At 43.7% G+C, this 12,145-nt stretch carries 19 protein-coding genes; 18 read left to right on the top strand and 1 reads right to left on the bottom strand.

Annotated elements, in window-relative coordinates:
- Positions 1-28: 28 nt before the first annotated feature.
- From ACJJIK_RS12350 to ACJJIK_RS12340, 3 genes are all read left to right on the top strand, one after another.
- Complete coding sequence (locus ACJJIK_RS12350) at positions 29-430, top strand: hypothetical protein (RefSeq protein ID WP_444942906.1); 402 nt, start codon at positions 29-31, stop codon at positions 428-430.
- Between the two features lie 75 nt (positions 431-505).
- Entirely contained in the window at positions 506-991 is a 486-nt protein-coding gene (locus tag ACJJIK_RS12345; protein WP_444942905.1) for a hypothetical protein, read from the top strand.
- Between the two features lie 111 nt (positions 992-1,102).
- Positions 1,103-1,477 carry a DUF6896 domain-containing protein gene (locus tag ACJJIK_RS12340; RefSeq protein ID WP_444942904.1) on the top strand — a complete coding sequence of 125 codons (375 nt, stop codon included), beginning with the start codon at positions 1,103-1,105 and terminating at the stop codon, positions 1,475-1,477.
- Positions 1,478-1,630: 153 nt separating this feature from the next.
- Here ACJJIK_RS12340 and tnpC read toward each other — a convergent pair whose 3' ends face one another.
- Positions 1,631-3,091 carry an IS66 family transposase gene (gene tnpC, locus ACJJIK_RS12335; protein WP_444929708.1) on the bottom strand — a complete coding sequence of 487 codons (1,461 nt, stop codon included), beginning with the start codon at positions 3,089-3,091 and terminating at the stop codon, positions 1,631-1,633.
- Between the two features lie 243 nt (positions 3,092-3,334).
- On the opposite strand from tnpC, the gene ACJJIK_RS12330 reads away from it, so the two are divergent.
- The 15 genes from ACJJIK_RS12330 (at position 3,335) to ACJJIK_RS12260 (ending at position 11,991) form a co-directional block, all read left to right on the top strand.
- Positions 3,335-3,664 carry a hypothetical protein gene (locus tag ACJJIK_RS12330; RefSeq protein ID WP_444942903.1) on the top strand — a complete coding sequence of 110 codons (330 nt, stop codon included), beginning with the start codon at positions 3,335-3,337 and terminating at the stop codon, positions 3,662-3,664.
- Between the two features lie 17 nt (positions 3,665-3,681).
- Positions 3,682-3,828, top strand: a complete 147-nt coding sequence (locus ACJJIK_RS12325) for a hypothetical protein (protein WP_444942902.1) — start codon at positions 3,682-3,684, stop codon at positions 3,826-3,828.
- A 155-nt stretch (positions 3,829-3,983) separates the two neighbouring features.
- The gene (locus ACJJIK_RS12320) at positions 3,984-4,532 is read left to right on the top strand and encodes a hypothetical protein (protein ID WP_444942901.1); all 549 of its coding nucleotides are present in this window, start codon (positions 3,984-3,986) and stop codon (positions 4,530-4,532) included.
- A gap of 632 nt (positions 4,533-5,164) precedes the next feature.
- Positions 5,165-5,683, top strand: coding sequence for a hypothetical protein (locus ACJJIK_RS12315; protein ID WP_444942900.1), 519 nt, complete (start codon positions 5,165-5,167; stop codon positions 5,681-5,683).
- Positions 5,617-6,444: a reverse transcriptase domain-containing protein gene (locus ACJJIK_RS12310; protein ID WP_444945064.1), complete on the top strand. Its 828-nt coding sequence runs from the start codon at positions 5,617-5,619 to the stop codon at positions 6,442-6,444. The genes ACJJIK_RS12315 and ACJJIK_RS12310 overlap by 67 nt, the downstream gene beginning before the upstream one ends.
- A 126-nt stretch (positions 6,445-6,570) precedes the next feature.
- A complete protein-coding gene (locus ACJJIK_RS12305) occupies positions 6,571-7,326 on the top strand; it encodes a hypothetical protein (protein ID WP_444942899.1) in 756 nt (251 codons plus the stop codon).
- A 69-nt stretch (positions 7,327-7,395) separates the two neighbouring features.
- On the top strand, positions 7,396-7,794 hold the full coding sequence (locus ACJJIK_RS12300; RefSeq protein ID WP_444942898.1) for a hypothetical protein: 399 nt from the start codon (positions 7,396-7,398) through the stop codon (positions 7,792-7,794).
- Between the two features lie 244 nt (positions 7,795-8,038).
- Positions 8,039-8,182: a hypothetical protein gene (locus ACJJIK_RS12295; protein WP_444942897.1), complete on the top strand. Its 144-nt coding sequence runs from the start codon at positions 8,039-8,041 to the stop codon at positions 8,180-8,182.
- A 3-nt stretch (positions 8,183-8,185) separates the two neighbouring features.
- Entirely contained in the window at positions 8,186-8,389 is a 204-nt protein-coding gene (locus tag ACJJIK_RS12290; RefSeq protein ID WP_444945063.1) for a DUF7716 domain-containing protein, read from the top strand.
- An 80-nt stretch (positions 8,390-8,469) separates the two neighbouring features.
- Positions 8,470-8,979, top strand: a complete 510-nt coding sequence (locus tag ACJJIK_RS12285) for a hypothetical protein (protein WP_444942896.1) — start codon at positions 8,470-8,472, stop codon at positions 8,977-8,979.
- 84 nt (positions 8,980-9,063) lie between these two features.
- Entirely contained in the window at positions 9,064-9,438 is a 375-nt protein-coding gene (locus ACJJIK_RS12280; protein WP_444942895.1) for a DUF7674 family protein, read from the top strand.
- A 39-nt stretch (positions 9,439-9,477) separates the two neighbouring features.
- A complete protein-coding gene (locus ACJJIK_RS12275; RefSeq protein WP_444942894.1) occupies positions 9,478-10,494 on the top strand; it encodes a hypothetical protein in 1,017 nt (338 codons plus the stop codon).
- 139 nt (positions 10,495-10,633) lie between these two features.
- Positions 10,634-10,969 carry a hypothetical protein gene (locus tag ACJJIK_RS12270; RefSeq protein ID WP_444942893.1) on the top strand — a complete coding sequence of 112 codons (336 nt, stop codon included), beginning with the start codon at positions 10,634-10,636 and terminating at the stop codon, positions 10,967-10,969.
- A gap of 133 nt (positions 10,970-11,102) precedes the next feature.
- Positions 11,103-11,573 carry a hypothetical protein gene (locus ACJJIK_RS12265; RefSeq protein ID WP_444928586.1) on the top strand — a complete coding sequence of 157 codons (471 nt, stop codon included), beginning with the start codon at positions 11,103-11,105 and terminating at the stop codon, positions 11,571-11,573.
- Positions 11,574-11,655: 82 nt separating this feature from the next.
- Positions 11,656-11,991, top strand: a complete 336-nt coding sequence (locus ACJJIK_RS12260) for a hypothetical protein (protein WP_444928585.1) — start codon at positions 11,656-11,658, stop codon at positions 11,989-11,991.
- The last annotated feature ends 154 nt before the right edge of the window (positions 11,992-12,145 follow it).

The raw sequence follows: 12,145 nt of genomic DNA, 5'->3' as shown, positions 1-12,145 counted from the left end.
CAAGGCGTTATGCGCCAAGATATAGCGAATGATTGAGATCAATTACCAAACTTTCCAAGAACCGACACGCAAGACGGTTAAAATCCCTTTTGATAGATTTTATGACGAACTAGAGAATGGCGAGACATACGAGAAAGACGGTGTTGAACGGTATCTGGATCACAGAGAATATATCAAAGTCGATAATGACAGGGTTTCCTATTTAAGTATCAAGACTCCGAATTATTCAAATAAAATTGAATATGGTGAAGGTGGCAGTATCACACAGCATACGGTTTACCCTGATTCGTCAGAGATGCTTGTTTTTCAGAGCTTCATTGAGCCAAATGTGATTCACTCTGTGAAAGTAACCAAGAATAACGGTGTATGGTCTTCATCTCGTATAGAGCTGATATATGATGACGAGCCCAAAATTGTTGACATCAAGTAAAGCGCATAACCAGGCGCTGCACCCGACTCCGGCGCGATTGCGCCTCCGCAGGTGAGCTTGGCGTTAAGTGAAAGCATGAATAACGAGCAATGGAATGATTCCAACGATGCGATTGAAATGCTAGTCGCATTAAAGAAACACTCTGAAGACGGTTTTCTAAGGCGTGTTAAATCACTGCAGCGTTTTTATATAAAGTGCTGTAGAAAGAAGCTGTTCTTATTTTCTCAAGAAGAGTTCAAGAATGGATTGGATATTACTGAGGCTTACATTTCCAATCGAGCTACAAGAAAGGATGTATCGAAGCAAAACTGGAAGGCCGAAGGGGAAGTATTTGGCATTGAATATAATACTGATCCAATAAGTACTGCTAGATGCCTAAAGAAAGTACGAATCCATACCGGGCTTTCACATTACGAAGCAAGAGATTACGCTGTTAATCTAGGTTATTTCATCGGCTGGAGCATGCTTTATGCCACAGACTTCAATGGTGAAATCCCTACTCAACATTCTCGCTTTCTTTTACCAGGAGTGCTAAAGAATGAAATTCGAAATCCTTTCTAGTGGGGTATCACTTAACAAGTTGCTCAAGTACACTCCGCCAGCTAAAGCTGGCTCTGCGGGACGCCTGCTACGCAGCCGCCCCTTAACAAGGTGTTATAGCGCAAGAAAATAATGAATAACCTCGAGAAAATTAAAAAAATAATTCCCCTTTGGTACGCTCAAAAGGCGTGGGCAGAGGAGCTTTTGATTCGTGCATTTGATCTGGAAAAGGCCGAAGATATCCTCAAAAGCGAGCACCAGGGGAGAAAATCTATCCCAGGCACAAACTGGATGTACGTGACCCATGGCATCGGTGTTGACGTGTACCGCACCGCTGATGTTGGAGGTATCGACTTCGATTTTGATAAGCCAGACCCAGACGAGTGGCGGTTGCGGTTATTTTTTGAAAAACAATATAACGAGGGCAACCTTCCTCTAGCAGAGTACCGAGAACTCTATGAAGACGAAGGTCTATTACAGTGTTTTGTCGCCGAGGCACTAAAGTAGTGGGCTATAACAATGCGCTCAAATACGTTCCGGCCGCAAAAAGTGCGGCCTCCACCGGACAGGCTACGCTTTGCTTCGCCTGCCGTTTAGCTTAGCGTTAGTGTGCAGCACAGAATGTTAATTATGGTTTTAAAATGAATAGATTAATAGTAACTATTCAGCGGATATTTTGAGTGTTGTCATTTTCTTTTGAAGAAATTCTGGCCACTCGCCTGAAAATAGGCTTTCAAGGGCTTCCCCCACACCAACACCATGCTTTCTGCAAGTGGACAAATAGCTACGGATACGACAAAAAATCTCAGCTCCAGCCATAGACCTAAAGCAACCTGATATTTTTTGCTGCACCTTAGCCATGCGAATATCTCTTTCACCCTGATTATTGGTATAAGGCGCTTCCGGATTTTCCATAAAACGTAAAACATCTTGTTCGTATTTTTGTAGACGTTCCAAGAGGTTCCGAGATTTGCTTCGAGCTAATCTGCCACGCTTTTTTTGTTCTGATTTGTTAATTTCTGGTGGCGGGCACTCCAGCTCAGCTTTTTTAAGTAGGCTTCTATATTGTCTACGCCAATTTCGGCATTCCTCTTCTGTTAGGCAGCCATCTGATTGCTTGACTGCTGTGTTGATTTTCTGCAACAGTAGCGCCATTTTTCTGGCCCATTCCTGTCCATCCTGCTCAAAAGCCCTGGTTAGTTCACGCTGATGGTGAGCATTACAAAGAGCGTGCAGACACATTGTATAACGGTAGTAAGGCTTCCAATGATCATGAACTAAAACGCCTTTATAGTGAGGCAGTATGTCCATTTCTTCTACAGCTTCATTGCCGCGTTTTGCATGTGGAGCAATCAATGTCCAGGAGGCACTGGAAGCGTTGTGCAACCACAGACGGCTGCCATTTACATTGATACTGGTTTCATCAACATGCAAGGTTTTTTCCTGGCGCAGCACAGCTTTAGCTGTTTGCTCAAACAACGCCAAGCGCTCAAAGGCTTCCAGATTGAAGTTATAAACACTGCCAGCACTGATGGGGGTATCAAACAGTTCAGAAAAGTGTGTCTCCACTCGCTCGTAGGGGATCAGCTGAAATATCGACATGTAAACCGCATTAGCTTTGACGCTGGCGCCATACTGCGTTGAACGCGTGACCTTTTGGGGAAAGTCTGCCACAAATCTTCGGCCGCTTTCATCAATTAAAACCTGCGCCCGATATTCTGTAACGCTTCGTGATATTCGAATATCAAATACCTGACGAGATTCATAACCGCCATCTGTGTAGGTGCCTTTCGGCAAAGTCCGACGATCAAGCTTGATGAAGCAGACTTTATCAGGATCTTCCACAGGTTCGAGATTTTTACCTGGATGTCCAGGCTGGCCACCACGAGGTTTATTGCTTTTTGTCTGTGGCCTTTTCTCTCGATTGGGATCGCTAGCGGGCGGTTTGTTACTATTGAGGCTATTTAAACCCAAGCGATCCGAGAGCATTTTGACAACAATCAGCAGCATTTTTACAGACGCTTTTAGTGCGGGGGAAGCGCTGGTATCATTCGCTAGCAATTCCTCAGCTTCTTTTACGGCCTGATTAATGTCAACTGAATTTGTCATGGGCAACAGCATACCTTAGTAATATGGCAGTATTATCGCACAATTCATCTTTGCTGTATGACCTGTAGCTGTTTTTTTCTTGCCAGGCTAGGCGGGAGATTACCTGAGGCGTGCTGGTTTATGGCAGACTTGCTCAGCTTGCTCAGCTTGCTCAGCTTGCTCAGCTTGCTTGGCGGTGGCTGGCGGGGGAGTTGTGCTAATTTTCCCGAAAAGCTCGCTGAATAGTTACGATTAATAATAGCTTTTTGTATAGTCATGTTTACGGGTTGTGAAATCCAAAAAGAAGCAAACCAAAAATTTGGAGATCAACACTTTAAAACAGCGATTTCTTTAATCGAGCTTCATAATATACGTACTGGTTCGTATCCAGAAACATTAAGCGATATCCAGTTCATTGGAGACTGGGATCAAATTGCTTTGCAGTCGGTAAAGTATGGCAGAGTTAAAGGCGGTTATACTTTATCCGTTACTAATGGGTGGGTCGGAAAGCCTGAACTTCAGTACCCTCCAGAGTTTTGGGTGGGGCTTGGAATTAAGCACACTAACAAGTCAATTCAGTCGACCGCTAAAGCGTCGGCTGATTGAGGCGTTAGGTGCGCACAATGTCGGACGATGATAAATGGTATTCAATAAAAGTCGAAGCGATAGTTTCATTGTTGCCGGGCAGTGAATCTGGTCGCAAAAAAGGTATTACATCTGGCTACCGACCTAATCATAATTTCGGTGGGCCAAATTACCGTAGAGAATGATGAGTGGATAAGCCCGGGAGAATCAAAGGCAGTTGAGATTCATTTCATAATGCCGGAAGGTTATGTAATAGATCTTGTCCCAGGTCTTACATGGCGCATTCAGGAGGGTGGCCACTTGGTAGGTAATGGCAAAATTACAAAGGTAATCTCATCAGATGTGCCAGCTAATTAAACAATCACCTAACAAGGCGCAGCAATTCGCAGCCTTCGGCTGCCGGACGCTCGCAAGCTCGCGCCGTTGTGCTTTGCGTTATGTGCAAACCATGATTGACCGAGAATCTAGAAATAAACTTGCTGAGCTTATTCGTAGCTTGGTTGCTGGCATAATTACAAATGATGAGTTTGAAGATGCTTTACCTCAGTCAAAAGATGATGCTGTATGGGAGGTTTTTCATCACGGGGTTTGGTGTCTGTACAGCGATATGAAAGAGTACAAACTTAGAGGCAAAGAGGCACTTTCCAATGAAGAGCGGTCTGTTGTAGCGCGTTGGATTCTTTTCCTAAAGTCAGACATTGAGTATAAGTGGCCCTCTGCTAGTTTCAGAGACAGATTTCTTAACTCAATCAGTTTCGGGGCTTTCGGGCAAAGCACTCTCGAAAAGTGGCAAGAACATGGTGAGTTGGCATATTGGCCTTTCACTGATATCGCTCAGTACAACAAGACAAAACTGAGTAAAGGGTATCTCGGTGCCAAAAACACATAACGAATCAATCAACTTCGCGCCTACGGCGCCGGACAGCTTGCTCTACGCTTCGCTTCGTTCCAGCTGCCGGTTATTGAGGCGTTAGTGCGTCAAGCTAAGCTTGATGCTTCTTGCAGGGTGGAAGTCCCTGTCGGGTAAGGCCTAACCAGCCACCCGTATCGAGTGTTGCGCGTAGGGCGGAGCAGAAGGAAAAAAAAATATACTCATTTTTTTCTCACTGTGAACAAGCTATGTGAAGCGTACACAGAGAATTCTATAGGCCATAGGGGTTATCGTGATCCTGAAGTGCTGGTATCGCTCCGATAATAAAGTGAGCTCCGATCGACGAGATGTGTAACGCCATCGAAGTCCAGGCAAAGCAACCGCATTGGTGAGGTTGTGGCGGATCGGCGGGGTTATCAAGCCGTGGCATGTAGAAAGAGAGGTATTGAGAACTTGAGAGATCCGAGCAGGTTCCTGAAGGAACAGGTAGGGAAGTTAAGCCTAATGGTGAAACCAACGAAGACCACTCGGAAGTCGGATCAGCTCATAGTAGTCCGAGAGCGGGAAAGCCGCTTACATGGCGAAGGGGCTGACAGTAATATCGGTGTGCAACAGAAACATAGTCCGGACAAAGTAGGGCTGGAGACACTATGACAACCGCCTTGCACGCCATCGCATTTAAAGCACAGAGCCACCCCACGCACAGGTTTCAGAATTTATACGGACTGCTAAATTCCAACCTGCTGTATCAAAGCTGGGGCCAGCTCAACAAGCAGGCCCGCCCCGGTATCGATGGAGTAACAACCGAAGTTTACCGGCAAGGTCTGCCGCAAAATATCCCATGCCTACATCAACGGCTGTGTGACAAACGCTACCGCACCCAGGCGATTAAGCGGGTATTGATTCCCAAAGGCAATGGCAAGCAGCACCCACTGGGGCTGCCTACGGTGGAAGACAAACTGGTACAGCAGAGCGTAGCGCAGCTACTGCAAAGTATCTGGGAGCAGGATTTTCTGCCCTTTAGCTACGGCTACCGCCCCAGGAAAAGTGCCCACCAAGCCGTACACAGCCTTGGCTTAAATCTGCAAAAGGCTACGGCTACATCGTTGAAGCCGATATTAAAGGCTTCTTCGATCAGCTGGATCACGGCTGGCTACTGCGCATGCTAGCCCTTCGTATCGACGACAAAGCCCTGCTGACGCTGATTAAACAGTGGCTTAAGGTGCGCGTGCAAACTCCAGATGGTAAGTTCAGTAAAACGGCAGCAGGAACCCCGCAAGGTGGCGTGATCAGTCCGGTACTGGCGAACATCTATCTGCACTACGTCCTGGATTTGTGGTTCGAGAAGAAGGTTAAGCCGCGTATGCGTGGCAGAGCCATGCTAATCCGGTACGCCGATGATTATGTAGCGGCTTTCCAATTGAAAACGGATGCAGAGCGCTTTTACCGGGTACTACCGCAACGGCTGAACAAGTTTGGCTTGCAGTTAGCCCCCGAGAAAACGCACCTGAAGCGCTTTAGCCGCTTTCATCCGGACCGAAAACGGCAGTTCCAGTTTCTGGGTTTTGAGTTCTACTGGAGCTTGGATGTCAATAAACGTCCCAGGCGCCGGACTGCCGCAAAGAAACAGAAGGGCACAATGGAAGCACTCTACCACTGGATCAAAGCCAAGCGCAGTGAGCGTCTGAGAGAATGGCTGCCCACACTGAAGCGCAAGCTACAAGGCTTCCAGAACTACTTCGGTCTGCCAGACAACAGTCGAAGCTTGTCCCGTTTGTACAGCTATGTTTTACACAGTATACACAAATGGCTCAACCGGCGGAGTCAGCGCAAGAGTTACAACTGGAATAGTCTAAAGGAAATGCTGGGATATTTTGGGCTAAAGCCACCGCGAGTATACAAACGCAGTATACTTGTGGACTGGTATTAGGGTTCGTGCTTTACACGAGCGAATATATTATTGAAGAGCCGGATGCGGTAGTTCCGCACGTCCGGATCTGCGTGGGGGCAGTTAGGGTAACCGGCTGTCCTACCACTACTGCGGAAAGGAGGCATCATGCTATATCCAGAAGAACAGGATGCTAAAAACTTCTTCGAAAATCTTGGAATGACTGTTTCACCTATTCAGACAGGTGATAAGAAGACACCTGATTTCTATATTGATGCCAAAAAAAGCAAATACATTGTTGAGGTAAAGTCTAGAAAGGATTCTGAGGACTGGAATAAAACACTCAACAGTGGGAAATTTGCAGAACAAGAACGTAGGCTAAATTCAGACCGTTGGGCAACAGATGTCGCTAAGAAAGCTATTACTCAAATGACAAAACATGATCCAAAGAAAGAAAAACTTTGGGTATTATGGCTCTCTATTGATTGCGAAGCTTCTAGAGAAGCAATGCGGATTCAAACATTAAACACATTATTTGGTGTACGTGATGTCATTGATGCGGAGAATTTCTCGGGAGGGCAAGCGACTTCATGTCTTTACGCTTCTCCATCTACATTCGAGCGATATAAAGACATCTGTGCTGTAATTGTCACGTGTGATGATAGTATTAACTTCTGCATAAATGAGGATTCTCCAAAACATGGAGAATTTCTTGACTCAGATCTATATAAAGAGTTTGAAAATTGTGGCATCCCTACGAGCTATTCAACCATGATTGAGAATGGTTGCTTTACTCTCAAAGGCTTTGAAAGAAAGAATAAGTCTGATGAGCAGATTTTAGACTATCTAGCCAAAAAGTATGATCTGGGAAAAGCACTTTTTTTGGACATGAAAAGCTGTTCTGTTACGGCAAGATCAAAATAATTTCCGCATAACAAGTGTAGGCATAGGGACGGTTCACCGCCCCTGCTACAAGCGTTAAAAGTGTAAGATATGGATAACATAGAAAAAATAGTCACCAATTTTCTTAATGACTATAAAGATGATTTTATGACTCTTGTAGAGCAATATGTCATCGCATGTCTGGAGGAAAATGATAAGCATTGTGACTTCTTTGTTGATATCGGTTCTATGATGAATGGAACTTGGCACCTATCCCACATAAAGCAATTCAACAATGTGCAAGAATTTAAAGAATTCGACTGGTATGAATTATTAAATATCGATCCAGATGTTATTGCTGAAGATGATTTATTAAACATCCTAAAAACATGTTACAAAATTGGTTATCTTTGGTTGATTGAGCAGCTAACTCTGCTTAAGCAAAAAAATACAAAAATTGAAATAAGGTTATGCCACAATGGCACAAATGAGTACCAGCAATTATCGTAATTCGCTTCTAACAAGTTACATCATGGCAAACAGCTACGCTGTTTTGGATAGTCAAAGCGTTGCTTTGCCTGCCCATGTGTAAGGCGCTAGATTTACTATAAGCTCAAACGGTTTCAGCCTTCAGGCGGTTAAATTTTATACTTTCCGGTCGAAAAGTTAGGCTATTTCTCTGTATGAGGCTTTGAATAGAGTTCAAACATGTGTATAAAACACAGGTAAGGCGTTATGTACAATAGGGGGTAGCATGAACTTCAAGATTAGTGAAGGAATAACCCTAAGAGAATATTTGGTTTCGCTTAATAGTGAAGAATTCTCTGAGTGGATGATTACAGGTCAATCAAGCTATTCTCTTGATATGGTAATTTATGAAGTTCATCCAGAATCTTGAGATCTGGATGATGATGAATATGGGAAGCTTGAAGAAGAAGTCCTATCTCAAGGAAAGGATTTTGGTAATGTACTACATGCAGACCAACTTGAAGACATTGTAGAAAATCTTAAAATGCAAAAAACTGATTACTCTGATAAAGAGTTAGAAACTGCCATAAACTATTACAGTGAGCATGATGCTTTTTATCAAATCACAAGCACATGACAAGTTTGGGTTACGGAAATTTACTACGCCTTCGGTTTTGTAATTTCCGCAAGCAAAGGCGTTAAACGGTAATCGCACATATGAGCAAGGAAAAGACATTTAGCTTCAGGAAGGGTTATACGTTTTCCTTTGAGGATGAGGGGAACGTAATTGAGGCCTGGTTTAGCGCGCTATCAGGCCTTGAAAAAGTATATGTGAATGGGGAGCTTGTCTCTTCTCAAAGAAACTTATCAACTGATTCAACCAATAGCTTCAGCATCGGACCTAATGAATATTCAACAAACCTTAGCGTGGTGAGCTTATTTAAAGGGCCATTCGTATGCACTCTCAGCAAGAATGGCAGCGAGTATAAGAGGCAAAAACTCCTATTTTCGAAATCTGATTCGTCGTCAAAAAGACAGCCATTTATTGCTAGGTTCTCGTTTTTTATAGTTCTAGGTGCTTTGCTTGGTTTTGCTCGCGCCTATTGGCAGCTACCTAACGAGTCCATTTATATCTTTCTTGCTGCTCTGTTTGTGGCTGTATTTGCTTACCAAATTAAGGAGCACAAAGGAGCTGGACCAGTAATTGAAGATGAAAAAATCGTTTAACAAGGCCAGCCAGAGGGACCAAAAAACCGCTACTTCGCTCTGGTTTTCGGCCCTTGCTGGCGGCGTTAAATGTCAGGAAGAAGTATGAGCAATAAATCGGAGCTTCAAGCCTTCCTAGATGAGATACGGGGTAAATTTCCTGAAGTGGGGCCCCTGATGGATCAGCATGATGAAATCATGACAACATCAAAAATGGAGGAGTTTGCCAACGCTACATCACGAGCGTTTGCCAATTCGGATATTGATACAGGGCTGAGCTACCTTAACTATGTTAATGAGAAGCTCAATTTTGCAAGCGACGTCGAGCGAGAGTATATCGATGTCTACTACGTTGAGCATCTGTTTTGGAATTTACCTCAGCGAGCTATCGATTTAGGGTGGCCTCTGGTACCTACAAAACTACAAAAGCTCTACATGGACTTTCATGGTATAGAACCGGGCAAACGGTTTGGTAAGTAACCCGACATTTAACAAAGCCAAGCATGGGCAGCTTTAAAAATGTTCCCGCTTCGCTACAACAAATTTAAAGCTGCCGATGTTGGCGGCGTTAGATGTAAGAGCATGCTGAGAGGAATAAAATTGAAAATAATAGTATTTGGAATTTTTCTTTCTTTTATCGCTGGCGTAAGTCATTCTGCTGAATTACTACAAATTCCTGCAAATCCAGACAAAGGGTTCAATTATCCTTATTTGCTCAAATTGCCAGAAATGGTGTTCAAACAGGAAAAAACCTTTTTAATTGTCGAAACCAATAACACAGGAAAGGTTTCTGATGATTATGATGTTCATCTTGAAGCTGCCAAAAATGCAATAGTGGGCAATGCTGTTGGACCGTGGTTATCTAAGAAATTGTCCTACCCAATATTAATGCCGGTTTTTCCTCGTCCTAAGTCGGAATGGCAAATTTACACCCACGCACTTGATAGAGATTCCATGCTTACGAAATCTCTCCCATTCGAAAGGCTGGATCTACAGCTTAAGGCAATGATTGAAAATGCCCAAGATGTATTGCGTGAACGCTCGTTAGAGCCTGAAGATAGAGTCATACTAGCTGGCTTTTCTGCGTCCGGTACATTTGCAAATCGTTTTTCTCTTTTACATCCTGAAATCATTGAAATAGTTGTTGCTGGAGGGTTAAACGGTACATTGATGTTACCTACGGCCTCGCTTGATAGTTATGGCTTAAAGTATCCCTTAGGCATAAATGATTTCAGTCAGATAACTGGCAGAAATTTTGATCTGGATGAGTGGTTGAATATTAAGCAGTTCTTATTCATGGGTGAAAAGGATACTAATGATGCCGTGGCATATGATGATGCCTATTCTGAAGAAGAGCGGTCGGTAATCTACAAAACTACAGGTAAATCAATTCATCCTGAGCGCTGGAATAATTCTCAAACAATCTACAAAAAGTATGGAGCTAACGTAACTTTTCGCACTTTCAAGGGGCTAGGCCATGGCACCAATGGAGATGTACATAGCGAGTTCCTGGCATTTGTGCGGGGGAACATCTAACAAACAGCGGCAGAGCGACAGCCAACGCTACGCACTTTTTTTGTTACTTGCTGGCGCTCAAACATTAACACAAAAAGCGCTCCGCGCTGGCTGCGCCTGCGCAGGGCGTTAGCTATACTAGCCAAGCGTGTAGAAATTTATGGGCGCAATAGCAATAAGACTAGATCCAAGGAAATTAGAGAATCCTGATACGGATATGCGTTACGATATTCCTAATAAAATTCAGTTGCATTCAGGAGGAACAATAACTGATGACGGATATGATTATTTGGACGAAGGAGACTATATAATGGTTATCTACTTATCCTCGAAGAATCCTGAGTCAGATGTGGATATCGTAGTCGATATTTTGTCAAGGAATACGTTTTCAGGAAATAGCGTACTAGATGTAGCCCAAATTGGAATTAAAGCCTCTGATAAATACGAATTAAAGTATCCTCCTGGTAGCAGCATGGAGGTTAATTTTGAGGAATGACTCAAGAAATCATGTTTTCAAAAACAGCTAACAAGTTGCACCAGTCGACATTTTCCCGTCGCTCCTTTTTGTGTTTGATGGCGCAAACGGGCTCCTCCAAAAATGCGGCTATGCGAGGCGTTAGCAAATATAAATGGAAAATTTAGAAGTAGAATTTGAAAGGCTGATTCTTCAGCACCTCCAAAGTGTTGAAAGTCCATTTGAAAGGGAATTAGAGAAATTGGTTGCAGGTGGTTTTGCGGCATCTGCAGAGGTGTTTCTCATAGCGTATGATTCCCCTCATTTTGATGAAGATTTTCCAGTTTTTGCATGTGCCATGGAGTCTGCTAAAAAATTCAAAGGAAAATCTCAGCGGATACTCTCGAACGAATTCGAATACGTGGTAGTGCCATCGGAGATATACAATGATGAAAAATATGAAGATATTGAGCCTTGGGGATCAGCTTCAAGAATCGTTGAGAGATGGATTTGCGAGAGATGGAAATCCGCTAGTATAGAACTCACTAAAATCCCGGTTGTAATTGGGCATCACGATAGTTTTTTTAAAATAGATGTAATCACAGGGGAGTCCGTTTCATGGGATGCTGTTGTCGAAAAAATATAAAGCTAACCAGTCAGGTCAGGTGATGTAAAATGCTCGCGCATTTTCCACGCTTGCCTTCATGGCTAAGTTCTTGAGGGGTATTTTGAATATTTACATGGTTTCAAGATGGGGTAATGAAGTGCTAGATGAATTTGAACGTGGTCCAGATGGTCCAGATACAAACTTCTTGGTGCGTGCGAAATGCCCCGAAAATGCGGCCCTTTTGGTAAACGAGTATCTTACGTATTATTCTAATGAGGGAGTTCGGGATTACTGCGAGCACATAGCCATGCTTGGAGAAGACAAAATCCATTCCAAAGAAGCTGTGATTCACGGCCCGTTTATATCGCATGCATTTTTCTCAAACAAAAGTACGTACAAAAGTTGGCAGTTGGAGTCAAGAGAAAACAATAAATGGGAGCAGTATGAGCCGGAATGACAAACTTAACAAAGCAAGCCGAAAATCGCACTTCGGTGCTGGACTCGCTATCGCTCGCCTTTGCTTGCGGCGTTAGTGCGACAAGCGAAGCTTGTTGCATCTTGCTGGGTGAAAGTCCCAGCTTGGTAAGAGTTAGCCACTCACCAGTATCGAG

This window comes from Microbulbifer regidiadema (SeqCode), from assembly GCF_052466995.1.
The sequence above is the reverse complement of the archived record's forward strand: the minus strand, read 5'-3'. Positions and strand labels throughout refer to the sequence as shown.

What these genes read in the sequence shown, in the direction of transcription:
- ACJJIK_RS12325 (WP_444942902.1), top strand. Translation starts at nt 3,682, where the DNA reads ATGTCGGACGATGATAAATGGTATTCAATAAAAGTCGAAGCGATAGTT.
- ACJJIK_RS12305 (WP_444942899.1), top strand. Translation starts at nt 6,571, where the DNA reads ATGCTATATCCAGAAGAACAGGATGCTAAAAACTTCTTCGAAAATCTT.
- ACJJIK_RS12330 (WP_444942903.1), top strand. Translation starts at nt 3,335, where the DNA reads ATGTTTACGGGTTGTGAAATCCAAAAAGAAGCAAACCAAAAATTTGGA.
- ACJJIK_RS12340 (WP_444942904.1), top strand. Translation starts at nt 1,103, where the DNA reads ATGAATAACCTCGAGAAAATTAAAAAAATAATTCCCCTTTGGTACGCT.
- ACJJIK_RS12300 (WP_444942898.1), top strand. Translation starts at nt 7,396, where the DNA reads ATGGATAACATAGAAAAAATAGTCACCAATTTTCTTAATGACTATAAA.
- ACJJIK_RS12280 (WP_444942895.1), top strand. Translation starts at nt 9,064, where the DNA reads ATGAGCAATAAATCGGAGCTTCAAGCCTTCCTAGATGAGATACGGGGT.
- ACJJIK_RS12320 (WP_444942901.1), top strand. Translation starts at nt 3,984, where the DNA reads ATGTGCCAGCTAATTAAACAATCACCTAACAAGGCGCAGCAATTCGCA.
- ACJJIK_RS12270 (WP_444942893.1), top strand. Translation starts at nt 10,634, where the DNA reads ATGGGCGCAATAGCAATAAGACTAGATCCAAGGAAATTAGAGAATCCT.
- ACJJIK_RS12315 (WP_444942900.1), top strand. Translation starts at nt 5,165, where the DNA reads ATGACAACCGCCTTGCACGCCATCGCATTTAAAGCACAGAGCCACCCC.
- tnpC (WP_444929708.1), bottom strand. Translation starts at nt 3,091, where the DNA reads ATGCTGTTGCCCATGACAAATTCAGTTGACATTAATCAGGCCGTAAAA.
- ACJJIK_RS12285 (WP_444942896.1), top strand. Translation starts at nt 8,470, where the DNA reads ATGAGCAAGGAAAAGACATTTAGCTTCAGGAAGGGTTATACGTTTTCC.
- ACJJIK_RS12345 (WP_444942905.1), top strand. Translation starts at nt 506, where the DNA reads ATGAATAACGAGCAATGGAATGATTCCAACGATGCGATTGAAATGCTA.
- ACJJIK_RS12275 (WP_444942894.1), top strand. Translation starts at nt 9,478, where the DNA reads ATGTTCCCGCTTCGCTACAACAAATTTAAAGCTGCCGATGTTGGCGGC.
- ACJJIK_RS12350 (WP_444942906.1), top strand. Translation starts at nt 29, where the DNA reads ATGATTGAGATCAATTACCAAACTTTCCAAGAACCGACACGCAAGACG.
- ACJJIK_RS12265 (WP_444928586.1), top strand. Translation starts at nt 11,103, where the DNA reads ATGGAAAATTTAGAAGTAGAATTTGAAAGGCTGATTCTTCAGCACCTC.
- ACJJIK_RS12295 (WP_444942897.1), top strand. Translation starts at nt 8,039, where the DNA reads ATGAACTTCAAGATTAGTGAAGGAATAACCCTAAGAGAATATTTGGTT.